Annotated in this window: 20 protein-coding genes; 6 read left to right on the top strand and 14 right to left on the bottom strand. The window is 69.7% G+C overall.

Features of this window, described 5'->3' with window-relative positions:
• Positions 1-58: 58 nt before the first annotated feature.
• From ABD355_RS38655 to ABD355_RS38610, 9 genes are all read right to left on the bottom strand, one after another.
• Positions 59-874: a shikimate dehydrogenase gene (locus ABD355_RS38655; RefSeq protein ID WP_344405781.1), complete on the bottom strand. Its 816-nt coding sequence runs from the start codon at positions 872-874 to the stop codon at positions 59-61.
• Entirely contained in the window at positions 874-2,532 is a 1,659-nt protein-coding gene (gene mltG / locus ABD355_RS38650) for an endolytic transglycosylase MltG (RefSeq protein WP_344405779.1), read from the bottom strand. Before mltG ends, ABD355_RS38655 begins: the two co-directional genes overlap by 1 nt.
• Before the next feature lie 120 nt (positions 2,533-2,652).
• The gene (gene ruvX, locus ABD355_RS38645) at positions 2,653-3,117 is read right to left on the bottom strand and encodes a Holliday junction resolvase RuvX (RefSeq protein ID WP_275774424.1); all 465 of its coding nucleotides are present in this window, start codon (positions 3,115-3,117) and stop codon (positions 2,653-2,655) included.
• Positions 3,118-3,119: 2 nt separating this feature from the next.
• Entirely contained in the window at positions 3,120-5,792 is a 2,673-nt protein-coding gene (alaS, locus tag ABD355_RS38640; protein ID WP_344405777.1) for an alanine--tRNA ligase, read from the bottom strand.
• Positions 5,792-6,154 carry a hypothetical protein gene (locus ABD355_RS38635; protein WP_344405776.1) on the bottom strand — a complete coding sequence of 121 codons (363 nt, stop codon included), beginning with the start codon at positions 6,152-6,154 and terminating at the stop codon, positions 5,792-5,794. The genes alaS and ABD355_RS38635 overlap by 1 nt, the downstream gene beginning before the upstream one ends.
• A 9-nt stretch (positions 6,155-6,163) precedes the next feature.
• Positions 6,164-6,607: a DUF948 domain-containing protein gene (locus ABD355_RS38630; protein ID WP_344405775.1), complete on the bottom strand. Its 444-nt coding sequence runs from the start codon at positions 6,605-6,607 to the stop codon at positions 6,164-6,166.
• Between the two features lie 606 nt (positions 6,608-7,213).
• Positions 7,214-7,828, bottom strand: coding sequence for a 30S ribosomal protein S4 (gene rpsD / locus ABD355_RS38620; RefSeq protein WP_015661793.1), 615 nt, complete (start codon positions 7,826-7,828; stop codon positions 7,214-7,216).
• Positions 7,829-8,131: 303 nt separating this feature from the next.
• Positions 8,132-9,487, bottom strand: coding sequence for a replication-associated recombination protein A (locus tag ABD355_RS38615; RefSeq protein WP_344405773.1), 1,356 nt, complete (start codon positions 9,485-9,487; stop codon positions 8,132-8,134).
• Between the two features lie 43 nt (positions 9,488-9,530).
• The gene (locus ABD355_RS38610; protein WP_344405772.1) at positions 9,531-10,193 is read right to left on the bottom strand and encodes a vitamin K epoxide reductase family protein; all 663 of its coding nucleotides are present in this window, start codon (positions 10,191-10,193) and stop codon (positions 9,531-9,533) included.
• A 146-nt stretch (positions 10,194-10,339) separates the two neighbouring features.
• Between ABD355_RS38610 and ABD355_RS38605 the strand changes: the two genes are divergently transcribed.
• The 4 genes from ABD355_RS38605 to ABD355_RS38590 are packed head-to-tail and all read left to right on the top strand — an operon-like array spanning position 10,340 to position 13,876.
• The gene (locus ABD355_RS38605) at positions 10,340-11,206 is read left to right on the top strand and encodes an ABC transporter ATP-binding protein (protein ID WP_344405771.1); all 867 of its coding nucleotides are present in this window, start codon (positions 10,340-10,342) and stop codon (positions 11,204-11,206) included.
• Entirely contained in the window at positions 11,203-12,048 is an 846-nt protein-coding gene (locus ABD355_RS38600; protein WP_344405769.1) for an ABC transporter permease, read from the top strand. The genes ABD355_RS38605 and ABD355_RS38600 overlap by 4 nt, the downstream gene beginning before the upstream one ends.
• Complete coding sequence (locus ABD355_RS38595) at positions 12,045-13,256, top strand: sensor histidine kinase (RefSeq protein ID WP_344405902.1); 1,212 nt, start codon at positions 12,045-12,047, stop codon at positions 13,254-13,256. Before ABD355_RS38600 ends, ABD355_RS38595 begins: the two co-directional genes overlap by 4 nt.
• Entirely contained in the window at positions 13,253-13,876 is a 624-nt protein-coding gene (locus ABD355_RS38590) for a response regulator (protein WP_344405767.1), read from the top strand. Before ABD355_RS38595 ends, ABD355_RS38590 begins: the two co-directional genes overlap by 4 nt.
• Positions 13,877-13,981: 105 nt before the next feature.
• Here ABD355_RS38590 and hisS read toward each other — a convergent pair whose 3' ends face one another.
• Positions 13,982-15,244: a histidine--tRNA ligase gene (gene hisS, locus ABD355_RS38585; protein ID WP_344405765.1), complete on the bottom strand. Its 1,263-nt coding sequence runs from the start codon at positions 15,242-15,244 to the stop codon at positions 13,982-13,984.
• 11 nt (positions 15,245-15,255) lie between these two features.
• A complete protein-coding gene (locus ABD355_RS38580; RefSeq protein WP_344405762.1) occupies positions 15,256-15,969 on the bottom strand; it encodes an MBL fold metallo-hydrolase in 714 nt (237 codons plus the stop codon).
• Between the two features lie 167 nt (positions 15,970-16,136).
• Here ABD355_RS38580 and ABD355_RS38575 point away from each other — a divergent pair, with 167 nt between their 5' ends.
• Positions 16,137-16,982, top strand: coding sequence for a peptidylprolyl isomerase (locus ABD355_RS38575; protein WP_344405759.1), 846 nt, complete (start codon positions 16,137-16,139; stop codon positions 16,980-16,982).
• Between the two features lie 135 nt (positions 16,983-17,117).
• Entirely contained in the window at positions 17,118-18,347 is a 1,230-nt protein-coding gene (locus tag ABD355_RS38570; protein ID WP_344405758.1) for a DUF349 domain-containing protein, read from the top strand.
• An 81-nt stretch (positions 18,348-18,428) separates the two neighbouring features.
• On the opposite strand, the gene relA is transcribed toward ABD355_RS38570, so the two are convergent.
• From relA to secF, 3 genes are all read right to left on the bottom strand, one after another.
• A complete protein-coding gene (gene relA, locus ABD355_RS38565) occupies positions 18,429-20,963 on the bottom strand; it encodes a GTP pyrophosphokinase (protein ID WP_344405757.1) in 2,535 nt (844 codons plus the stop codon).
• A 917-nt stretch (positions 20,964-21,880) separates the two neighbouring features.
• Positions 21,881-22,420 carry an adenine phosphoribosyltransferase gene (locus ABD355_RS38560; protein WP_344405756.1) on the bottom strand — a complete coding sequence of 180 codons (540 nt, stop codon included), beginning with the start codon at positions 22,418-22,420 and terminating at the stop codon, positions 21,881-21,883.
• Entirely contained in the window at positions 22,417-23,535 is a 1,119-nt protein-coding gene (secF, locus tag ABD355_RS38555) for a protein translocase subunit SecF (RefSeq protein WP_344405754.1), read from the bottom strand. Before secF ends, ABD355_RS38560 begins: the two co-directional genes overlap by 4 nt.
• Between the last annotated feature and the right edge of the window lies 1 nt (position 23,536).

The raw sequence follows: 23,536 nt of genomic DNA, 5'->3' as shown, positions 1-23,536 counted from the left end.
CCCCCGATCCTCCCACGTCCGGGCAACGGGTCCGAGCCGAGTCCGACAAACGGACAGATCAGCCCAGCTGTGCGGCTTCGCGCATGGCGGCGAGCGGGGAGCGCGGGTCCCCGGTGAACTGGCGGAACTGGAAGACCGCCTGGTGCACCAGCAGGTCGAGGCCGCCGAGCACCTGCCCGCCGCGCTGCTGCCAGGCGGCGGCGAGAGGGGTGGGCCAGGGTTCGTAGAGCACGTCGAAGAGGGTGCCGATCTGTGCGGGCAGCTGCCCGGCCAGCGCGTCGGTGCCGCCGGCGGGCGTCGTGGAGATCACCAGCGGCGCCTCGAAGGCCCGTACCGCATCGGTCCAGTCGGCCGGGCGGACCTGTACGCCGAGCCGTTCGCCCCACTGCCGCATCTCGTCCGCGCGCCGCTCGCTGCGCACGTACACCGTGACCTCGCCGGTGCAGATCCGGGCGAGTGCGGCCAGCGCCGAGGAAGCGGTGGCGCCCGCGCCCAGGATCGCCGCCGACTCGGTCTTCTCCACGCCGCGCTCGTGCAGCGCCGCCACCAGGCCGGGGATGTCGGTGTTGTCGCCGACCTTCCGCCCGTCGGGCCGGAACACCACGGTGTTGACCGCCTCCACCGAGGCCGCCGTGTCGGTGATCTCGTCGAGCAGCGGGATCACCGCCCGCTTCAGCGGCATCGTCAGCGACAGCCCCGCCCACTCCGGGCCGAGCTGCGCGAGGAACCCGGGCAGCGCGGCCTCGTCGATCTCGAACCTGTCGTACGACCAGCCGTCCAGGCCGAGCGCCCGGTACCCCGCGTTGTGCAGCTGCGGGGACAGGGAGTGGGCGATGGGCGAGCCGAGCACGGCCGCCCTTCGGGTCGCAGTCATCAGTTCTTTTTCCTCGACGCATTGAATTCGTCGACCAGCTTGTTGTGCTCGGCGAGCGTCTTGGTGAACTTGCTGGTCTTGCCGTCCAACGAGATGAAGTAGTACCAGCCGTCGTGCGTCGGGTCGAGCGCCCCCTTGAGGGCCAGCTCGCCGGGGTTGTCGATCGGGCCGGGCGGCAGCCCCTTGACGTAGTACGTGTTGTACGGGTTGTTGTACTTCCGCAGCTCGGCGATGCTCAGGTCGATCTTGGTCTGGTTCTTGATGTAGTTGTACGTGGAGTCGAACTCCAGTGAACCGTAGGTCTCGGGGTTCCCGGGCTTGAGGCGGTTGTAGACGACCTCGGCCATCTTGCGGAAGTCGTCGTGGCTGGTGCCCTCGGCCTGCGCCAGGCTCGCCACGGTGAGCAGCTGCCAGGGGCTGTCCAGGCCGAGGCTCTTCGCCTTCTTCGTGAGGCCGAGTTCCTCGTACTTGTCGTTGGCCCGCGTGACCATGTCCTTCAGCACGTCCTCGGGCTTCTGGCCCTTGCTGACCGCGTAGCTGGAGGGGTAGAGGAATCCTTCCAGCGGATCCTTCACGTTCGGGTGGTTCAGCGCCCAGGAAGGCAGGCCGAGGTCCTTGTAGTCCTGCTGTGCGGCCTTGGCCGTGGTGCCCGCCGCCACCCCGAGACGCGTGTCGATCAGCTTGTAGATCTGCGAGTTGCGCAGGCCCTCGGCGAGGACCAGGTTGCTGCGGCTCTTCGGGCTGAGCATCAGTTCGACCGCGCTCGCGGCCGACATGTGCTTCTCCAGCGTGTAGACGCCGTCCTGGATCTTCTTGCCGTCGGGGTTCGACTGCTGCGCGGAGACGAACGCGTCGACGCTCTCGACGACTCCTGCTTCCTTGAGCTTCTGCCCGATGACATAGCCACCGGCACCCTTGGGGATGGTGACCACGACCTTCTGGCCGTTTCCGGCGCCCGCGTAGTCGGCCGCCGGGCCGAAACGATCCTTGTAGAAGTGGTAGCCGAAGTAGCCGACCCCGGCGGTGCCTCCGGCGAAGATCACGACCAGGACGAGGCAGGCGAGGCCGCTGCGGCGCTTCTTGGGCTTCTTGCCGCCGCGGGCCTTACGGCCGGCGCGCGGGTCGTCGTCCTCGTCCTCGTCGTCCTCGCCGCCGGCGAAGAAGGCGTGTTCTCCCTGGTCGGGGCCAGGGTCCCAGTCGGTCTGCGGTTCGGGCTCGACCTGCCTGCGGCTGGGCGGCTCGGGCGGCGGGTACGCGTCGGGCGTGCCGTAGTAGTCGGGCTGCTCGCCCCCGTACGCGGCGGACTGCTGGGCATACGGGTCCGAGGGATCCGTGTACTGGACGTGCGTGTGCGTGCCGGTGCCCCAGCTGCCCTGGTCGTACGACTGCTGCTGGCCCTGGCCTGCGTAGTACTGCTGGTCGTAGCCCTGGTACTGCTGCTGCGGGTACTGCTGCGCCTGACCGTATGCGGACTGTTCGCCGTGGCCCCAGTCACCGTAGTGCTGCTGCTGCGGCTGCTCCGGATAGTGCTGTGGCTGGCCGCCGTAGGGGGACTGCGGGCCCGCCTGGGCCTGCTGTCCGCCCCATCCGTCGTTCCCGTATGACGGGTCCTCCGGATGCCACGGTTCGGAGCCTTGGCCCCGGCCATACTCAGTCATCGATCCCCTAGAGCCGCGAGGCGGCGGTTACGCGGCTCTCGGCCGGTTCCGTCCCGCCTCTTGCTGTGCAGCCGCTGTTCGAACAGCGGCGCAGACGCGCGGAACGTTACCGTATCGCGATCAGATGACCACTTCGACGCCCTCGCCGGGTGCTTTACCTGACACCCGTTCGGATTCGAGGGCCTGTTGGAGGATGATCACAGCGGCCGCCTGGTCGATGACCGAGCGGCCCTTCTTCGACTTCACGCCTGATGCGCGCAGTCCCTGACTGGCCGTCACCGTGGTCATCCGCTCGTCCACGAGCCGGACGGGGACGGGGGCGATGCCCTTCGCGAGCTCCTGTGCGAAGCCGCGAACCTTTACCGCCGCGGGGCCCTCGCCCCCCTTGAGGGAGCGAGGGAGGCCTACGACGACCTCGATCGGCTCGTACTCCTCGACCAGCTGCTTGAGCCGTCGGTGAGCTGCCGGGATGTCCCGGCCGGGGACCGTCTCCACCGGAGTGGCGAGGATCCCGTCGGGGTCGCACGAGGCGACCCCGATACGGGCGTCCCCGACATCGATCGCGAGCCTGCGGCCTCTGCGCAACGTCACTTCGCGGTGTCCGTGACCAGCCGCTCGACGGCGTCCACGGCCTCGCCGATCGCGGCCGGGTTCTGGCCGCCGCCCTGGGCGACGTCCGGCTTGCCGCCACCGCCGCCGCCGAGGGTCTTGGCAGCCGTGCGGACCAGGTCACCGGCCTTGAGGCCGCGCTCGCGGGCGGCCTCGTTGGTGGCGATGACCGTCAGCGGCTTGCCATTGTTGACCGTGAACAGGGCGACCACGGCGGCCCGGCCGCCCTGGATGCGGCCGCGTACGTCGAGGACCAGCTTGCGCAGGTCGTCGGGGGTCGTGCCGTCCGGGACCTGGCCGGTGACGACGGCGACGCCCCGGATGTCCTTGGCGGACTCGACGAGACCGGCGGCGGCCTGCAGCACCTTCTCGGCGCGGAACTTCTCGATCTCCTTCTCGGCGTCCTTCAGCTTTCCGAGCATGGCGGAGACCTTCTCCGGGAGCTCCTCCGGGCGGCCCTTGATCAGCTCCTGGAGCTGGGCGACGACGGTGTGCTCACGGGCGAGGAAGTTGTAGGCGTCGACGCCGACGAGGGCTTCGATACGGCGGACACCCGAACCGATCGACGACTCGCCGAGCAGCTTGACGAGGCCGAGCTGCGAGGTGTTGTGGACGTGCGTGCCGCCGCACAGCTCCTTGGAGAAGTCGCCGATGGTCACCACGCGGACCCGCTCGCCGTACTTCTCGCCGAACTCGGCGATGGCGCCCTGCTTCTTGGCCTCGTCGATGCCCATGATGTCGGCGCGGACGTCGAGGTCACGGGCGAGGACCTCGTTGATCTTCTGCTCGACGTCGGTCATCACGGCCGTGGGAACGGCCGACGGGGAGCCGAAGTCGAAGCGGAAGCGGCCGGGCTGGTTCTCGGAACCGGCCTGGGCGGCCGTCGGGCCGAGCGCGTCACGCAGCGCCTGGTGGGTGAGGTGGGTGGCCGAGTGGGCGCGGGCGATGGCGGTGCGACGACGGGCGTCGATGGAGGCGTGGGCCTTGGCGCCGACCGTCACCTCGCCGACCTGGACGACGCCCTTGTGGACGTAGACGCCCGGGACCGGCTTCTGGCAGTCGCGGATCTCGATGACGGCACCGGTGTCGACCTTGATACGGCCGGTGTCGCCGATCTGGCCGCCGCCCTCGGCGTAGAACGGGGTGCGGTCGAGGACGATCTCGACCTCGTCGCCCTCGGTGGCGGCCGGGGACGAGGTGCCGTCGACGAGGATGCCGACGATCGTGGACTCGCCCTCGGTGTCCGAGTAGCCGATGAACTCGGTCTCGCCGGTCTTGTCGGCGATCTCACGGTAGGCGCCGGCACCGGCGTGACCGGTCTTCTTGGCCTGGGCGTCGGCCTTGGCGCGCTCCCGCTGCTCCTTCATCAGGCGGCGGAAGCCCTCCTCGTCCACGGAGAGGCCCTGCTCGGCGGCCATCTCCAGGGTGAGGTCGATCGGGAAGCCCCAGGTGTCGTGGAGCAGGAACGCCTTGTCGCCGGCGAGGACCGTGCCACCCGAGGCCTTGGTCTCGGTGACGGCGGTGTCGAGGATGTTGGTGCCGGCCTTCAGCGTCTTGAGGAAGGCGTTCTCCTCGGCGAGGGCCACCTTCTCGATGCGCTCTCGGTCGGTGACCAGCTCGGGGTACTGCTGGCCCATCATGCCGATCACGGTGTCGATCAGGTCGAGCACGACCGGGCCGGTGGCGCCGAGCAGACGCATGTTGCGGATGGCGCGGCGCATGATGCGGCGCAGGACGTAGCCGCGGCCCTCGTTGCCGGGGGTCACGCCGTCGCCGATGAGCATCACGGACGTACGCATGTGGTCGGTGACCACGCGCAGCGAGACGTCCGAGTCGTGCGCGTCGCCGTAGGCCACGCCGGTCAGCTCGGTGGCCTTGTTGATGACGGCCATGGAGGTGTCGATCTCGTACATGTTCTGCACGCCCTGCAGAATCATCGCGAGTCGCTCGAGGCCGAGGCCCGTGTCGATGTTCTTGCTGGGGAGCTCGCCGAGGATCTCGAAGTTGTCCTTGCCGATGCCCTCGCCGCGCTCGTACTGCATGAAGACCAGGTTCCAGATCTCCACGTACCGCTCGTCGTTGACGGCGGGGCCGCCCTCGACGCCGAACTCGGGGCCGCGGTCGTAGTTGATCTCGGAACAGGGCCCGCAGGGGCCGGGAACGCCCATGGACCAGTAGTTGTCCTTCATGCCCAGGCGCTGGATGCGCTCCTTGGGCACGCCCACGACCTCGTGCCAGATGCGCTCGGCCTCGTCGTCGTCCTTGTAGACGGTGATCCACAGACGATCGGCCTCAAGGCCGTAACCACCCTTGTCCTGGGGGCTGGTGAGCAGCTCCCAGGCGTACTTGATGGCGCCTTCCTTGAAGTAGTCGCCGAACGAGAAGTTGCCGCACATCTGGAAGAACGTGCCGTGCCGGGTGGTCTTGCCGACCTCTTCGATGTCGGGCGTGCGCACGCACTTCTGCACGCTGGTGGCGCGCGGGAAGGGCGGCTTGACCTCACCGAGGAAGTAGGGCTTGAAGGGCACCATGCCGGCGGGGACCAGGAGCAGAGTCGGGTCGTCCGCGATGAGCGACGCCGAAGGGACGACGGTGTGACCGCGCTCCTCGAAGAAGCTCAGCCAGCGGCGGCGAATCTCGGCCGACTCCATCAGTGGTCCTCATTCCGGTTGTACGAGTTGTTCGAGTACGACTGGTACGTCGAGCCCTCGACGTACTTCGGGCTGTTGCGGTTCTCGATGGCGGGGAACCGCCGGGGCGCGGGGAGTTCGGGGGCCGCGTTGATGCCGAGGGCCTCCCCCAGCTCCTCCTCCCGCAGGGCCATGTTGTCCCGGACGTCAAGCGCGAAGCCGACCGCGCGGTCCTTGAGCCGGTGACCGGCCTCGAGCGCCTTGTTGGCCGCGGAGGCGGCAAGGTTCTCCGGGGTCAGCTGCTTCAGCTTGCGATTGACCTTGGTGGTGGCCCACACACCGGCGGCGACGCCCGTGGTGAACCAGAACGTACGGCGGAACATCGCTAGGTCTCAGTCCTTCTTCCGCTTGCCCCGCCGCGCAGCCGGGACGGTCCGGCCCACGATCACGGTACGCCTCGACTCCTTGGCGGGCACGTCGTCACGGCGGGCGCCCAGGGCCCGGCGGACGCCGTAGCCGAACGCCGCGACCTTGACCAGGGGGCCGCCGAAGGTGGAGGCGACGGTGGTCGACAGAGCCGACGCGTTCGACGTGACCTCCTGGACGTCCGTGGCGATCGCGTCGACCCGGTCGATCTGGGTCTGTGCGGAGCGCACCGCCGCGGAGGCGTCGGCCAGCAGCGGGACGGCCTGGTCGGTCACGTCCGCCACGAGCTTGGTGGTCGCCTTGAGCGTCTGGGCCACCCTCGCCAGCGCGACGGCGAGGAAGGAGACCAGGATCGCCCAGAAGACGGCCACCAGGATCCCGGCCACCTCTCCACCGGACACCACGTGCACCCGCTCCCTGGAACATGCCTGAACATCGAAAAGTCGTAGGCCGAGCCTATCGCGCCGGGGACGGGGCTCCGCACCGGATTACCGTCCCTGCTCCGCCGAGTTGCGCGAAGCGATTGTACGGACTGAATAGGGGTCAGTACGCTCCGTGTCCTACGCGGGATCATCGGCTCGGCGGCACCTTCGTGCACGGCGATCTTCCCCTGGAGCCCCATGCGTTCGTGGGACGTTCGGCCGAACTTGCCGGGCTGGCGGGGGTGCTCGGCGCGGCTCGTCTGGTGACCGTGACGGGCGTGGGCGGGGACGGCAAGTCACGGCTCGCGGCGGTGCGGTGTGCGCCGCGTAACGGGGTGTGGCGGGTGGATTTGCCGAGCGTCAACTCCTGCCCTTGCTGGGCGGGTTGGGCATCTGGTGGAGGCGTGTGCCCTTCTGGTGGGCGAGTTGCTCGGGCAGTTGCCCGGGCGTCACGGCAGTGCACCCCCGCGGCGATGCGGCGGAGGCGGCGGTGTCGCGGGCCTTGGAGCAGCCGACATGCACGAACCCGCCGCCTCCCGCGCCCACGAGGGCGGGGAGACGGCGGGCTGAGGTGGTGCTACCGCCTGCTGGTGATCAGCGGGCGTAGTACTCGACGACGAGCTGCTCGTCGCAGATCACCGGGATCTCCTTGCGGTTCGGCTCACGGTCCAGGCGGAACGCCAGGGCCTTGAGGTTCACCTGGAGGTAGCGCGGGGTCTCGCCCTCGGGGGCGAAGCCGCCCTCACGGGCGATGGAGAAGAGGGTCTTCTCGCGGCTGCGCTCGCGGACCATCACGACGTCGTCGGGACGGACACGGAAGGAGGGCTTGTCGACCTTCTGGCCGTTGACCTCGATGTGGCCGTGCACGACCATCTGACGGGCCTGGTAGATGGTGCGGGCGATGCCCGAACGCAGGACCAGGGCGTCGAGACGGCGCTCGAGCTCGATGATCAGGGCCTCACCGGTCTTGCCCTGGACCTTGGAGGCACGCTCGTAGGCGCGGACGAGCTGGCGCTCGGACACGTCGTACTGCGCGCGCAGACGCTGCTTCTCGAGCAGACGGACCTTGTAGTCCGAGTTCTGCTTGCGGCCGCGGCCGTGCTCACCCGGCGGGTAGGGGCGGGCCTCGAAGTACTTGACGGCCTTCGGGGTCAGCGCGATGCCGAGGGCACGCGACTTCTTGACCTTGGGGCGGGACTGGTTCGCCACAATCTCTCATTTCTCAGTGTTCGGCTTGTCAGAGTTGAGGGAGGTCGCATCCGCAGCCGGGGAAACCCGCCGGGTCCGTTGCCGGGCCTGGTGGGCAGCCGCTCCCCTGGTCTGGGCACATACGTGCAGCACGCGAGTGGCCCACCGACCGGTCCCGCCGTGCGACGAGTGGTGGTGGGCTGCCCGCGACACCATTCGAACGGTGCGCGACGCTCCTGGAATCCGGTCCGGGGACCGGGCTCCGGCTGACCGTCCCGTTCTGACTGCACGGGACACAGCACTTCGAGGGATTCTACAGGTCGCTCAGGACCGCTTGCGACCGAGGTGCTGTCTGGTCCATTCGACCGCGTCCGCGTACCGGGCCTCGGCTCCGTGTCTGGTCGGGGTGTAGTACTCGCGGTCCTTGAGGGCGTCCGGGGCGTACTGCTGCTCGGCGATGCCCTCCGGCAGGTCGTGCGGATACACGTACCCCTGCGCGTGCCCGAGCTTGGCGGCGCCCTTGTAGTGCCCGTCGCGCAGGTGCGGGGGCACCGGGCCGGCCAGTCCCTTGCGTACGTCCTCCATGGCGGCGCCGATGGCCGTCGTCGCGGCGTTCGACTTCGGGGCCAGCGCGAGGGCGATGGTGGCGTGGCTGAGGGTGAGGGCGGCCTCGGGGAAGCCGATCATGGCGACGGCCTGGGCGGCGGCCACGGCGATCGGCAGCGCGTTCGGGTCGGCCAGGCCGATGTCCTCGCTGGCGGAGATCATCAGGCGGCGGGCGATGAAGCGGGGGTCCTCACCGGCCTCGATCATGCGGGCCAGATAGTGCAGGGCGGCGTCCACATCGGAACCGCGGATGGACTTGATGAGGGCGCTGGCCACGTCGTAGTGCTGGTCGCCGTCCCGGTCGTACTTCACCGCCGCCCGGTCGACCGTCTCCTCCAGGGTCGTCAGGGAGATCTCCCTCTCGCCCTTGTCGAGGGCGGCTCCGGCGGCCGCCTCCAGCGCGGTCAGGGCGCGGCGGGCGTCCCCGCCCGCGATGCGCAGGAGGTGGTCCTCGGTGTCCTCGGGGAGGGTGACGGCGTTTTTCAGGCCGCGCTCGTCGCTCAGCGCCCGCTTGAGCAGCCCCCGGACGTCGTCGTCGGTGAGGGGTTCGAGGCTCAGCAGGAGGGAGCGGGACAGGAGCGGGGAGATCACCGAGAAGTACGGGTTCTCCGTGGTCGCCGCGATCAGCGTCACCCAGCGGTTCTCGACCGCCGGCAGAAGGGAGTCCTGCTGGGCCTTGCTGAAGCGGTGGATCTCGTCGAGGAAGAGGACGGTCTCCTTGCCGAAGCCGCCCGTCGCCCGGCGGGCGCCGTCGATGACCGCGCGGACCTCCTTGACGCCCGCGGTGATCGCCGACAGCTCGACGAAGCGCTTGTTGGTGGCCTTGGAGACGACGTACGCCAGGGTCGTCTTGCCCGTGCCCGGCGGGCCCCAGAGGATCACCGAGGACGGGCCTGCCGGCCCGCCCGCGCCCTCGCCGACCAGGCGGCGCAGGGGTGAACCGGGCTTCAGCAGGTGCTGCTGGCCCACCACCTCGTCAAGGGTGCGCGGGCGCATCCGCACCGCCAGGGGACTGCCGGTCGGGTCCTTCTCCTGGCGTTCTTCTGCGGCTGCGGTGAACAGGTCGGGCTCCACGCTCAAACCCTAAATCACCGCACTGACAACGCGGCGGGCGCTGTCAGCTGGTCCAGAAGTCCCACCAGCGGGTCAGCACCAGCATGCCGATGATGCCCACGTGCAGTACGGGCAGGACCCAGGTGAACTCGCCGAAGAAGCTCTTCAGCCAGCGCGGGGCGGGCAGGAAGCTGTTGCGGATGTTGAACGAGGTCACGTACCAGAACATGGTGATCGTCGCGACCCAGGCCAGGGAGCACCACAGGCACAGTGCGTTGATGCGGTACAGCGACTGGAACTGCAGCCAGGTGCAGAAACCGACACCGAAGAGCGTGCCGAAGTTGAAGGTGAGCCAGTACCAGCGCGGGAAGCGGGCGCGGGCCAGCAGGCTCATGCCGACGCAGATGACGATGCCGTAGCAGACCAGGCCCAGCATCGGGTTGGGGAAGCCGAAGGCGGCGGCCTGCTTGGACTCCATCACGCTGCCGCAGGAGACGACCGGGTTGAGGCTGCAGCCCGGGGTGAACGTCTTGCCCTCGACCTTGGCCTCGAGCAGCTTGAACTTGTCGATCGTGATGACCCACGCGGCGAGCAGACCGGCCGCGCCCGTGATGATCAGCAGCAGGGCGAAGGCCCGGCTGCCGCCCACTGTGCGTGATCCCTGGGGGCTGTGGTCCCCGGCGGGTTCGGGCTCTGTGGAGACGTCTTTGACTGTGGTCTTGCTCATCACGCCGATTCCGTCTGCTTGAGAGTTGGACCTTCTTCGGGCAGGGGCCATTGTGCCGCACCAATGCCACTGTCCACCGTTCGGTGGACATAAGGAAGTACGCACGGTCGTCCCGGAGTGTTCGGTTCCGGCCGAGGCTGAACGGCATGACAGCACACGGAGACGAACTCGCGGTGGACGTACGGGGGCTGCGCAAGCAGTACGGGGATGTGACCGCCGTGGACGGCATCGATCTGGGCATTCGGCGTGGCGAGGTGTTCGGCCTGCTGGGACCCAATGGCGCGGGCAAGAGCACCACGGTGGAGATCCTCCAGGGCAACCGCACCCGGGACGCGGGCGAGGTGTCGGTGCTCGGCTCGGACCCGGCGACCGGCACGCGCGCGTGGCGGTCACGTGTCGGAATCGTCTGGCAGGACGAATCGGCGCCCGCCGAGTTGACGGTGCGCGAGACCGTACGGCACTTCGCCCGCTACTACCCGAGACCACGCGACCCGGAGGAGGTCATCGGCCTGGTGGGTCTGGAGGCGAAGGCCACCAGCCGGATCAAGGCGCTCTCCGGAGGCCAGCGGCGGCGCCTCGACGTCGCCCTGGGGGTGATCGGCGACCCCGAACTGCTGCTTCTGGACGAGCCGACGACCGGTTTCGACCCGGCGGCCCGGCGGCAGTTCTGGGACCTGATCCGGCTGCTGTCCGACGAGGGCACGACGATCCTGCTGACCACGCACTACCTGGAGGAGGCGGAGGCGCTCGCCGACCGGCTCGCCGTCGTCGCCAAGGGGCAGGTCGTCGCCGAGGGCGAGCCCGCCGCCCTGCGGGAGCGGTACGGCACGGAGGCCACCGTCGAGTGGACCGAGCCGGACGGCGTCACGCGAACCGAGCGCACCGCCACCCCGACCAGGACGGTCGCCGAGCTCATGCGCCGCTTCGACGGCGAGATCCCGGGCCTCAAGGTGGCCCGCCCCACCCTGGAGGACGTCTACCTCCGGCTGACCGGGCAGGAGGACGCGCGATGACGACGACCACCGTACGGACCAGGACCGAGGCGCCCGCCCAGCGGCTGCCCAGAGCCTGGGGGCTGGGCCTGCGCCGCGGCGCGCTGGAGATCAAGCAGTTCTTCCGGCAGCGCGACCAGGTGGTGTTCACGTTCGCCTTCCCGGTCGTGTTCCTTTTCCTGTTCGCGTCGATCTTCCACGACGCCGTCCACGGCTCCGGCGTCACCGCCTCCCAGCTGTACGTTCCCGCGATGATGGCCTCCGGCATCATGTCGACCAGCTTCCAGTCGCTGGGCATCTCGATCGCGGTCGAACGGGACGAGAAGGTGCTGCGCCGGCTGCGCGGGACACCGATGCCTCCGTCGTCGTACTTCCTGGGCAAGATCTGGCTGGTTCTGTTCACCGGTGTCGTGGAGACGGCGATCCTCCTCCTCGTCGGCACCACCCTGTACGGGGTGGACCTGCCGTCGGACGCGTCCCGGTGGTTCGACTTCGCCTGGATCTTCGTCCTGGGGCTGACCGGGTGCGCACTGCTCGGCATCGCGATCAGCTCGGTGCCCAAGTCGGCGAAGAGCGCGAGCTCGGTGGTCGTACTCCCCTTCCTGGTCCTGCAGTTCATCTCCGGGGTGTACATCTCCATCAACACCATCCCGGACTGGATGCTGAACGTCGGTGCCCTGTTCCCGCTGAAGTGGCTGTGCCAGGGTCTTCGGGGCGTGTTCCTGCCGGATTCCGCTCGGGTCCTGGAGCAGGCCGGGAGCTGGGAGTTCGGGAAGGTCGCGCTGGTGCTGGCCGCCTGGTGCGTCGGAGGATTGGTGCTGTGTCTGCTGACCTTCCGCTGGAAGACCCGGCGCGACGGATGAGCCGTCCGGGTGTGGCCCGTGAGGAGCACGCCTGGGACCGGACGATCCGGCTCTGGGACGGCTACTTCGCGGTCGCCTGGGCGGCCACCCTCGCCTTCGTGCTCGCCGCGGCCTACCCGGGGCTCCTGGTCCGTGCGGTCGCGGCGGCGCTGCTCGTCCCGTTGGTGCCCTGGTATGCGGTCGTGGGACGCCCGCTGCTCCAGGAGGACCCGCCGGACCAGGGGCAGGCACTGCGCTACCTCGCCGGGGCCATCGCGCTGTTCCTGCCGTCGGCCGTGCTGGTGGGTGAGACGCGGCTGATGGCGTTCGCGCTGATCCCGCAGTGCTTCATGACGCTGCACACGCGATGGTCCCTGGTGGCCGTCACCGTGATCAACCTGGTGCCGGTCGCGGGCTGGGCACTGCTGTGGAGGCCCAGCGGGGAGGACCTGTTCGGCAACTTCCTCTTCTCCGTGGTCACCCTCGTCTTCTCCGTGGTGATCGGCAGCTGGACCATCCGCATCATCGAACAGAGCATGGAACGGGCCGAGTTGATCGCCGAACTAGACGCCAGCCGCCACGAGATCTCCCGCCTCTCGGCCGCCCACGGCGCCCTGGCCGAGCGGGAGCGCATGGCCCGCGAGATCCACGACACCCTCGCACAGGGCTTCACCAGCCTGCTGATGCTGATCCAGGCGGTGGAGGCCGAACTCGACCACGACGTCCCGCAGGCCCGCCGCCATCTGGCGCTGATGGACGAGACGGCCCGGCAGAACCTGGCCGAGGCCCGCGCCCTGGTCGCCGGTGCCGCGCCCGCCGACCTCGACGGCAGCTCCCTCCCGGACGCCCTGCGCCGCCTGGCCGCCCGTCACGAGGCGACGCTGGAGGTGCAGGGCCCTGTGCGTCCGCTGCCGGCCGCTCCCGAGGTGGTGGCCCTGCGGTCCTGTCAGGAGGCCCTGGCCAACGCCCGTAAGCATGCGGGGAGTTCGGCGGCGGTGGGCATCGCGCTCGCCTACTCCGACGACTCGCTCACCGTGTCCGTACGGGACGACGGGTGCGGCTTCGACCCCGGCGCCCCCTGCGACGGCTACGGTCTGGCGGGGCTGCGCGCCCGGGCCGGCGAGGTCGGCGGGACGGCGCAGATCCGCAGCACACCGGGCGACGGCACGACGGTGACGGTCAGCCTGCCCGTGTCACTGCCCGTCGCACCGGGGAGGAGCCCCTCGTGATCAGGATCGTCCTGGCCGACGACCACCCCGTCGTACGGGAGGGCCTACGGGCGATGCTCAGCGCCGAGCCGGACCTTGAGGTCGTCGCCGACGCGGCGAGCGGCCCGCAGGCGGAGGCGCTCGCGGCCGAACTGCGGCCCGACATCGTGCTGATGGATCTGCGGATGCCGGGCGGCGGGGGCGTGGACTCGATCGTGCGGATGGGTGAGGCGGGGCTGCCGTGCCGGGTGATCGTCCTGACGACGTACGAGACGGACCGGGACATCCTGCGCGCGGTGGAGGCCGGAGCGGCGGGCTACCTGCTCAAGGACCTGCCGCGGGCGGAACTGGCGGAGGCGGTGCGGGCGGCTGCGCGCGGCGAGACGGTGCTGGCGCCGTCGGTGGCGGCCCGGCTGGTCGACCAGCTGCGCACCCGGCCGGAGCGGCCGCGGCTGTCGGAGCGGGAGGCGGCGGTGCTGCGGCTGGTGGCGGAGGGGTGTACGAACGCGGAGATCGGGCGGCGGCTGTTCATCGGCGAGTCGACGGTGAAGACCCATCTTCTGCGGGCCTTCGGGAAACTGGGGGTGGACGACCGGACGGCGGCGGTGACGAGCGCGATGCGGTTCGGTTTGCTCGACTGAGCCGTCCGTACTGGGGGCTGCCGCCCCCAGACCCCCGCTTCGGCCTGAACGGCCTCGTCCTCAAACGCCGGACGGGCTGGAAAATCAGCCCCTCCGGCGTTGGGATCAGCCCAGCCGGGCCTCCAGCTCTGCCACGATCTCGTTCACCCCGACCGCCGTCTGCTCACCGGACTCCATGTCCTTCAACTGGACGACACCCTCGGCGAGGTCACGCTCCCCGGCCACGATCGTGTAGCGCGCACCACTGCGGTTGGCGTTCTTCATCGCACCCTTGAGCCCCTTGGCCCCGTACGAGAAGTCCGCGGCGACGCCCAGCTTCCGCAACTCGGTGACCTTGGCGAACAGCACGCGACGCGCCTCCTCGCCGAGCGGTACCGCGAACACGCTGGTCGTGGAAGGGAGTTCGAGCTCGACGCCCTCCGCCTCCAGGGCGAGGACCGTGCGGTCGACGCCCAACGCCCAGCCGACGGACGGAAGGGCCGGACCGCCGATCATCTCCGACAGTCCGTCGTAGCGGCCGCCGCCGCCCACCGCGGACTGGGAGCCCAGACCGTCGTGGACGAACTCGAAGGTCGTACGGGTGTAGTAGTCCAGGCCGCGCACCAGCTTGGGGTCGTCCTCGAAGCCGACGCCCGCCGCCGTGATCAGCTCACGGACCTCCTCGTGGTACGCCTTGCAGGCGTCGCAGAGGTAGTCGCGCAGCAGCGGGGCGTCGCCCAGCTGCTTCTGGACCGACTCACGCTTGTCGTCCAGGACCCGCAGCGGGTTGATCTCGGCGCGGCGCAGGGTGTCCTCGTCGAGGTCCAGACCGCGCAGGAAGTCCTGCAGCGCGGCCCGGTAGACGGGACGGCACTCCTTGTCGCCCAGGCTGTTGAGCAGGATCCGGAAGTTGCTCAGCCCCAGCGAACGGTACGCCTGGTCCGCCAGGATGATCAGCTCGGCGTCCAGCGCCGGATCCTCCGCACCGATCGCCTCCGCACCGACCTGCGAGAAGTGCCTGTAACGGCCCTTCTGCGGGCGCTCATAGCGGTAGTAGGAGCCCGAGTACCAGAGCTTGACGGGCAGGTTGCCCAGCTTGTGCAGGTTGGCCTCCAGCGCCGCGCGCAGCACGGACGCCGTGCCCTCGGGACGCAGGGCGAGCCGGTCGCCGCCCTTGGTCTCGAAGGCGTACATCTCCTTGGTCACGATGTCGGTGGACTCGCCGACACCGCGCGCGAAGAGCTCCACGCTCTCGAACCCGGGGGTCTCGATATAGCCGTAACCGGAGTTGCGCAGCGGCGCGGCGATCGCCTCGCGGACCGCCAGGAACTTGGCGCTGTCCGGCGGGATCAGGTCGTACGTGCCCTTGGGGGCCTTGAAGGTGCTCACGGAAAGTCTCGTCACATTCCTCGTCGGGGAGCGTCGACATCCGCTCCCTGGCCGGCGGCGGCCACCTGCCGCAGATACGGGTTGGTGGCGCGCTCCTGGCCGATGGTCGTCTGGGGGCCGTGGCCGGACAGCACCACGGTCGAGTCCTCGAGCGGCAGGCACACGCGGGCCAGCGAGTCGAGCATCTCGGCCATGTCACCGCCGGGCAGGTCGGTGCGTCCGATGGAGCCGGCGAAGAGCAGATCCCCGGAGAAGAACACGGAGGGGATCTCCGTGGTCTCGGGCATCCGGAAGGTCACCGACCCCTTGGTATGGCCGGGCGCGTGCGCGACGGAGAATTCCAGACCCGCGAGCGCCAGCTTCGCGCCGTCGGTCAGCTCCTTGACGTCGTCGGGCTCCCCCACCGTCAGCTCGCCCATGAGCGGCATGCCGATGGAGCGGCCGAGCGCCTTCTCGGGGTCCGCCATCATGTAGCGGTCCTCGGGGTGGATCCAGGCCGGTACGTCGTGCGCGCCGCACACCGGGACGACCGAGGCCACATGGTCGATGTGGCCATGGGTGAGGACGACCGCGACGGGCTTGAGCCGATGCTTCTTCAGCGCTTCCTCGACTCCTTGGGCGGCCTGATGGCCCGGGTCGATGATCACGCACTCCTCACCGGCGGCGGGGGCGACGAGATAACAGTTCGTCCCCCAGGCCCCGGCGGGGAACCCGGCAATGAGCACGATCGTCCTTCGTTGTGTCGATACGGGCGGCTGCTGCTGACCTCAGAGCCTACCGGCGCTGCCGATTCCTCAGCGAACCCATATACGGTACGGGGCACACGCAGGCGGTCGGCTCACGAGACACACGCGTACCGGTCCACGTACGAGACGCATGAGGAGAGAACCCGGTGGTCACCCAGGAACAGCGCAAGCGTCAGCTCGCCCGCGAGAAGTTCTTGCGCCAGCAGCAGCGCCGTACGGCCGCGCGGCGCAAGGCGAAGATGCGCAACTCCGTGATCGCGTCGGTGCTCGGTGTGGTCGTCATCGGCAGTGTGGCCCTGTACACGACCGGAGTCCTCAAGGGCGACGACAAGGCCAACGCCAGCGCGCAGACGTCCCCGAGCGCCGCCCCGACCAGCAAGGCACCCGACCCGTGCGCGAAGCCGGCCAAGGGCTCGGTGAAGAAGCTGAGCTGGAAGAAGGAGCCGGCGATGACCATCGACAAGTCGGCGAAGTACACGATGGATCTCGCCACCACGTGCGGTGACATAGACATCGCGCTGAAGGCGTCGGCGGCGCCGCACACCGTCAACTCGTTCAACTTCCTCGTCGGCCAGGGCTACTTGGACCACACCAAGTGCCACAGGCTGACCGACCAGGGCATCTACGTGCTGCAGTGCGGCGACCCGCAAGGGACCGGAATGGGCGGTCCCGGCTACACGATCCCGGACGAGAACCTCAAGGACAAGAGCCTCAAGGGGCAGGTGTACCCGGCGGGCACGGTCGCCATGGCCAACCAGTACAACGCGCAGACGAAGCAGGGCCGCAACACCGGCGGCAGCCAGTTCTTCCTCGTCTACCAGGACAGTCCGCTGCCGCCCGACTACACCCCGTTCGGCACGATCTCCGCGTCGGGCATGAAGGTTCTCAAGAAAATCGCCGCCGCGGGCGCCCAGCCCGCCGACCCCACGACGCAGAACACGGCGCCCAATGCGACCGTGGTGATCAACAAGGCGACGATCACCAAATCCTGACCGTCAAGTGCGAAATTTCGGTCGCGCGGGATGCGGACAGGCAACCCGCCGGTCGCCTATGTTGGCCGTGACGAAACTGTGGACGATGCCCGGGGGCACTGAGGCCCCTCGCAGGCATCATGTGGAGGAGGCGCTGTGAGCAGCGACCCGTGGGGCCGCGTCGACGAGACGGGGACCGTGTACGTGCGTACGGCCGACGGCGAGCAGGTCGTCGGTTCCTGGCAGGCCGGCTCCCCCGAGGAGGCGCTGGCCTATTTTGAGCGCAAGTACGAGGGCCTGGTTGTCGAGATCGGCCTCCTCGAGAAGCGAGTGAAGACCACCGACCTGTCCGCGAAGGACGCGCAGGCCGCCATCGACCACATCCGTGAGCAGGTCGACGCGCACCACGCGGTCGGCGACCTGGACGCGCTGCGGACGCGGCTGGACAAGCTCGTGGCGACGGTCGAGGCGCGCCGTGAGGAGCGCAAGCAGCAGCGTGCGAAGCAGTCCGACGAGGCGCGCAGCGCCAAGGAGGCCCTGGTCACCGAGGCGGAACAGCTGGCGCAGTCCGACCAGTGGCGGGCGGCCGGTGAGCGGCTGCGTTCGCTGGTGGACACCTGGAAGGGGCTGCCGCGGCTCGACCGCAAGTCGGACGACGAGCTGTGGCACCGCTTCTCGCACGCCCGGTCGGCGTTCTCCAAGCGCCGCAAGGCGCACTTCGCTTCGCTGGACGCGCAGCGCGAGGAGGCCCGCAAGGCCAAGGAGCGGCTGGTCGCCGAGGCCGAGGCGCTGTCCGGCTCGACGGACTGGGGCCCCACGGCCGCGCGCTACCGCGAGCTGATGACGGAGTGGAAGGCCGCGGGCCGCGCCCAGCGCGAGCACGAGGACGACCTGTGGAACCGCTTCCGCGGCGCCCAGGACGTGTTCTTCGCCGCCCGCAGCTCGGTCTTCGCCGAGCGGGACGCCGAGCAGTCGGAGAACCTGAAGCTGAAGGAGGAGCTGGCCGAGGAGGCCGAGAAGATCCTCCCGGTCACGGACCTCAAGGCGGCGCGCGCCGCGTTCCGTTCGGTCAACGAACGCTGGGAGGCCATCGGCCATGTACCGCGGGACGCGCGCCCGAAGGTAGAGGGCCGGATGCATGCCGTGGAGCGGGCCATCCAGGAGGCCGAGGAGGCCGAGTGGCGGCGGACGAACCCGGAGGCACGCGCGCGTGCCGAGGGTCTGACCGGTCAGCTCCAGGCCGCCGTCGACAAGCTGAAGGGCCAGATCGAGCAGGCCCGCGCCCAGGGCAACAACGCCAGGGCCGACAAGCTCGAGCGCGAGCTGGAGGGCCGCCAGGCGCTCCTGGACCAGGCACTGAAGGGCCTGCAGGAGTTCGGCGGCTGACCCGTCCGTTGCGACCGTCTGTTGCGTGAAGAGGGGGCCCGTACCGGGAGGTACGGGCCCCTTCTCGTCGTACGACTGGTTCTACGACCTGCTGCGCGCCGACGTCACGCGGTACACGTCGTAGACGCCCTCCACGCCACGCACCGCCTTCAGGACGTGGCCGAGGTGCTTCGGGTCGCCCATCTCGAAGGTGAAGCGGGAGGTGGCCACGCGGTCGCGGGAGGTCTGGACGGCCGCGGAGAGGATGTTGACGTGCTGGTCGGACAGGACGCGGGTGACGTCCGAGAGGAGCCGGGAGCGGTCCAGTGCCTCGACCTGGATGGCGACCAGGAAGACCGAGGACTGGGTGGGCGCCCACTCGACCTCGAGGATGCGCTCGGGCTCACGGGACAGTGACTCCACGTTGACGCAGTCGCTGCGGTGAACCGATACTCCGCTACCGCGTGTGACGAAGCCGATGATGGGGTCGCCGGGAACGGGCGTGCAACAGCGGGCCAGTTTGACCCACACGTCCTCGACGCCCTTGACGATGACGCCCGGGTCGGCGCTGGAGCGCCGCTTGCGGCTGCGGCTGCGGGACGGCGGGACCGCCTCGTCGATCTCCTCGGTGGCCGCCTCCTCGCCGCCGAGCGCGGAGACGAGTTTCTGCACGACGTTCTGCGCGGAGACATGGCCCTCGCCGATCGCCGCGTACAGCGCGGAGATGTCCGGGTAGCGCATCTCGTGCGCGAGCGTGACCAGCGAGTCGCCAGTGAGGATGCGCTGGATCGGCAGGTTCTGCTTGCGCATGGCGCGGACGATGGCGTCCTTGCCCTGCTCGATCGCCTCGTCGCGGCGCTCCTTGGAGAACCACGCCCGGATCTTGTTGCGGGCGCGCGGCGACTTGACGAAGCCGAGCCAGTCGCGGGAGGGGCCCGCGCCTGCCGCCTTGGAGGTGAAGACCTCCACCAGGTCACCGTTGTCGAGGGTCGATTCCAGCGGTACGAGACGGCCGTTGACCCGTGCTCCTATGGTGCGGTGGCCGACCTCGGTGTGGACCGCGTACGCGAAGTCCACCGGCGTGGCCCCGGCCGGGAGCGCTATGACGTCGCCCTTCGGGGTGAAGACGAACACCTCGTTGCGCGACAGGTCGAAGCGCAGGGACTCCAGGAACTCGCCGGGGTCCTCGGTCTCCTTCTGCCAGTCGAGCAACTGACGCAGCCACGCCATGTCGTTGAGGTGGTCGTCCTTGCCGCCGCCCTTGGGTGCGTCCGAACGCACCTTGGAGGCGCCGGCGACGGCCTCCTGCTTGTACTTCCAGTGCGCGGCGATGCCGTACTCGGCACGGCGGTGCATGTCGAAGGTGCGGATCTGCAGTTCGACGGGCTTGCCGTTGGGGCCGATGACCGTCGTGTGCAGCGACTGGTACATGTTGAACTTGGGCATCGCGATGTAGTCCTTGAACCGGCCCGGGACCGGGTTCCATCGCGCGTGCACGGTGCCGAGGGCGGCGTAGCAGTCGCGGACGGTGTCGACGAGGACACGGATGCCCACCAGGTCGTAGATCTCCGCGAAGTCGCGACCGCGGACGATCATCTTCTGGTAGACGCTGTAGTAGTGCTTCGGGCGGCCGGTGACGGTGGCCTTGATCCGTGCGGCGCGCAGGTCCTGCTGCACCTCGTCGGTCACTATGGCGAGGTACTCGTCCCGCTTGGGGGCGCGCTCGGCGACGAGCCGCACGATCTCGTCGTACATCTTGGGGTAGAGGATCGCGAAGGCGAGGTCCTCCAGTTCCCACTTGATGGTGTTCATGCCCAGGCGGTGGGCGAGCGGCGCGTAGATCTCGAGGGTCTCGCGCGCCTTCTTCTCCTGCTTCTCACGCTTGAGGTAGCGCATGGTGCGCATGTTGTGCAGGCGGTCGGCGAGCTTGATGACCAGGACGCGCGGGTCCTTGGCCATGGCGACGACCATCTTGCGTACGGTCTCGGCCTGCGCGGCCTCGCCGAACTTGACCTTGTCCAGCTTGGTGACGCCGTCGACGAGCAGCGCGACCGAGTCGCCGAAGTCGCGGCGGAGCTGGTCGAGGCCGTACTCGGTGTCCTCGACGGTGTCGTGCAGCAGGCCGGCCATCAGCGTGGCCGGATCCATCCCCAGCTCGGCCAGGATGGTGGTCACGGCGAGCGGATGCGTGATGTACGGGTCGCCGCTCTTGCGCTTCTGGCCGCGGTGCCAGCGCTCGGCGACCTGGTAGGCCTTCTCTATCTGCCGCAGCGTCGACGTCTCGATCTTCGGGTCGTTGCTGCGCACTATCCGCAGCAGCGGCTCCAGGACCGGGTTGTACGGGTTGGAGCGCTGGACGCCGAGGCGGGCGAGGCGGGCGCGGACGCGGTTGGAGGAGCCGGAGCGGGCGGGCTGGCCGGTGTTCGGGCGCACCGCGGGGGAGGGCGTGGGCCGCTCGGGTGGCGGGGGCTTGGGGCGCGACTGCTCGGCCGACTTGTCGACGGGCGCGGACTGGGCGTGCTCGACCGGCCCGCGGGTGTCGTTCTTCGCGTGCGGCGCGTTCGGCGCGGGCTTGGCCGCGGCTGCCGAGGCGGACTCGGGCTTGGCGGCGGTCAGGTGCTGGGCCTCGTCTGGCAAGAGGACTCCTCGTGCGCGATCCGGGTCCCCCGGTCAGGCTCCGGAGACCCCATGGTAGCGATCCTGGGCCGCAGGATCGCCTTCAGGCCGATGTGAGGGCCGTCTACCCAAGAAACACAAGGGACGCCTGCCGGATTCCGCGAGACGGCCTCAGGGTGACCCGGGGGTGCTCTGCGGGTTGCCGGGGGTGGGCCACTGCCATGCGCGGCAAGGGAGCCCGGGGATGCGAGCCGCCCACGGGGGCGCGGGCGTGGAGGGCAGCCCAGGCAGTCACGCGCGAGCGCCACCCGGAAGCACAGCCCGGCACGGAGGACGAAGCCGAGCACTCGCGGAGGCCGGGTCTCGGGCGAGGGCGCGTGGCGCGACCCAGCGGGGGGCGGTTGCCGCCGGGCGGCGGGCAGCGCGACCCCGGCGTGGGCGCAGCAAGGTGCCCCGGTGCGGAGCCGGGACGGTGACGTGCGAACGGCCCGAGCGCCACCGTCCCCCGGAAGCACAGCCCGGCACCGGAGGACGAAGCCGAGCACTCGCGGAGGCCGGGTCTCGGGCGACGGCGCGTGGCGCGACCCAGCGGGGGGCGGTTGCCACCGGGCGGCGCGCAGCGCGACCCCGGCGTAGGCGAAGCAAGGTGCCCCGGTGCGGAGCCGGGACGGTGACGTGCGAACGGCCCACGCGGGAGCGCCACCGTCCCCCGGAAGCACAGCCCGGCACCGGAGGACGAAGCCGAGCACTCGCGAAGGCCGGGTCTCGGGCGACGGCGCGTGGCGCGACCCAGCGGGGGCCGGTTGCCGCCGGGCGGCGGGCAGCGCGACCCCGGCTTGGGCGGAGCAGGGTGCCCCGGTGCGGAGCCGGGGCGGTGACGTGCGAACGGCCGGCCCGGTGGTCGGGGCGGCCGTTCGTCGTGGGTGTGCGGTGTGGGGTCAGACGGTGAGCAGGGCCTCCAGCGGCGCCCCCGTGAGGCTCGGCTCCAGGCGGGCGCGGCCGCCGAGGAAGCCGAGCTCCATCAGGACCGCGAGGCCGGCGACCTCGGCGCCCGCGCGGCGCATCAGCTGGATCGAGGCCTCGGCGGTGCCGCCGGTGGCGAGGACGTCGTCGATGATGAGGATGCGGTCCTCGGCCGACAGGTCCTCCGCGTGCACCTCGATCTCCGCCGAGCCGTACTCCAGGTCGTACGTCTGGCCGAGGGTGGCTCCGGGGAGCTTGCCCGCCTTGCGTACGGGGACGAAGCCGAGGCCGGCGCGGACGGCGACCGGGGCGCCGAGGATGAAGCCGCGGGCCTCCAGGCCGACGACCTTGGTGGCACCGGTGTTCGCGGCGATCTCAGCGAGCGCGTCGGTGAGCGCCGTGAAGGCCGCCGGGTCCGCCAGGAGCGGGGTGATGTCCTTGAACATCACGCCCGGCTCCGGGTAGTCCGCCACGTCACGGATGCGGCTGAGCAGCAGCTCCTTGATGTCGGTCATCGGCGCTTCCCGGAGGGCCGGCCCCGGCCGCGGTTGCGCGACGCCGGCTGGTTGCGCGGCCCGACGACCGCATGCGCGGCATCCTCCGGCTCGTCGTCGTAGCGCTCGTCCGCGGTCTCGGCCTCCAGCGGTCCGCCCTCCGCAGCGGCCTGGGCGCGCTTGGCGAGGACGCGCTTCTTGAGCGCCTTCATCTGCGGCTCGCGCTCCTTCAGGTCGGCGACGAGCGGCGTGGCGATGAAGATCGAGGAGTACGCACCGGCCGCGAGGCCGACGAACAGCGACAGCGAGATGTCGTTGAGCATGCCGGCACCGAGGAAGCCGCCACCGATGAACAGCAGGCCCGCAACCGGCAGCAGCGCGACCACCGTGGTGTTGATGGACCGCATCAGGGTGCTGTTGATCGAGCGGTTGGCGATGTCGCTGAACGTCCAGCGGGTCTGCTTGGTGATGTCCTTCGTCTGCTCCTTGAGGCTGTCGAAGACGACGACCGTGTCGTAGAGCGAGTAACCGAGGATCGTGAGCAGACCGATCACCGTGCCCGGCGTGACCTCGAAGCCGACGAGGGCGTAGATGCCGGTCGTGATGGTGATGTCGTGGATCAGGGCGACCAGGGCGGCGACCGCCATCCGCCACTCGAACGCGATCGCCAGGTAGATCACCACGAGGACCATGAAGATCGCCAGGCCCTGCCAGGCCTTGTTGGCGATCTGGTCACCCCAGCTGGGGCCGACCAGGTCGGCGTTGATGTTCTCCGTGTTGACGTTGAGGTCCTTGGCGAGCTTGTCCTTGATCGCGTCGGACTTGTCGGTGTCGATGCCCGCGATCTGGATGCGCAGGCTGCCGTCGCCGAGCTTCTGGACGACCGCGTCGTGACCGGACGCGCTCTGTGCGTACCCCTCGGCCTTGGCGACCGAGGCGGTCATGTGCTTCGGGGTGGTGAAGACGGCACCGCCCTGGAACTCGATGCCCATGTTCAGGCCGCGCACCGCGAGGCCCAGGACGGCCGTGATGGTGATCAGGATCGAGATGCCGTACCAGATCTTGCGGTTGCCGACGAAGTCGTAACCGACCTCACCGCGGTGCAGACGGGCGCCGAGGCTGCCGAGTTTCGACATC

Origin of the sequence: Streptomyces longisporus, assembly GCF_039532765.1 — a bacterium.
In the GTDB taxonomy this organism is placed as follows: Bacteria; Actinomycetota; Actinomycetes; order Streptomycetales; family Streptomycetaceae; genus Streptomyces; species Streptomyces longisporus.
Note: the sequence above shows the minus strand (reverse complement) of the source record. Positions and strands in the feature narration are given on the sequence as shown.

What these genes read in the sequence shown, in the direction of transcription:
- ABD355_RS38605 (WP_344405771.1), top strand. Translation starts at nt 10,340, where the DNA reads ATGACAGCACACGGAGACGAACTCGCGGTGGACGTACGGGGGCTGCGC.
- ABD355_RS38610 (WP_344405772.1), bottom strand. Translation starts at nt 10,193, where the DNA reads ATGAGCAAGACCACAGTCAAAGACGTCTCCACAGAGCCCGAACCCGCC.
- ABD355_RS38600 (WP_344405769.1), top strand. Translation starts at nt 11,203, where the DNA reads ATGACGACGACCACCGTACGGACCAGGACCGAGGCGCCCGCCCAGCGG.
- secF (WP_344405754.1), bottom strand. Translation starts at nt 23,535, where the DNA reads ATGTCGAAACTCGGCAGCCTCGGCGCCCGTCTGCACCGCGGTGAGGTC.
- mltG (WP_344405779.1), bottom strand. Translation starts at nt 2,532, where the DNA reads ATGACTGAGTATGGCCGGGGCCAAGGCTCCGAACCGTGGCATCCGGAG.
- alaS (WP_344405777.1), bottom strand. Translation starts at nt 5,792, where the DNA reads ATGGAGTCGGCCGAGATTCGCCGCCGCTGGCTGAGCTTCTTCGAGGAG.
- ABD355_RS38655 (WP_344405781.1), bottom strand. Translation starts at nt 874, where the DNA reads ATGACTGCGACCCGAAGGGCGGCCGTGCTCGGCTCGCCCATCGCCCAC.
- ABD355_RS38560 (WP_344405756.1), bottom strand. Translation starts at nt 22,420, where the DNA reads ATGACCGACATCAAGGAGCTGCTGCTCAGCCGCATCCGTGACGTGGCG.
- ABD355_RS38635 (WP_344405776.1), bottom strand. Translation starts at nt 6,154, where the DNA reads ATGTTCCGCCGTACGTTCTGGTTCACCACGGGCGTCGCCGCCGGTGTG.
- ABD355_RS38595 (WP_344405902.1), top strand. Translation starts at nt 12,045, where the DNA reads ATGAGCCGTCCGGGTGTGGCCCGTGAGGAGCACGCCTGGGACCGGACG.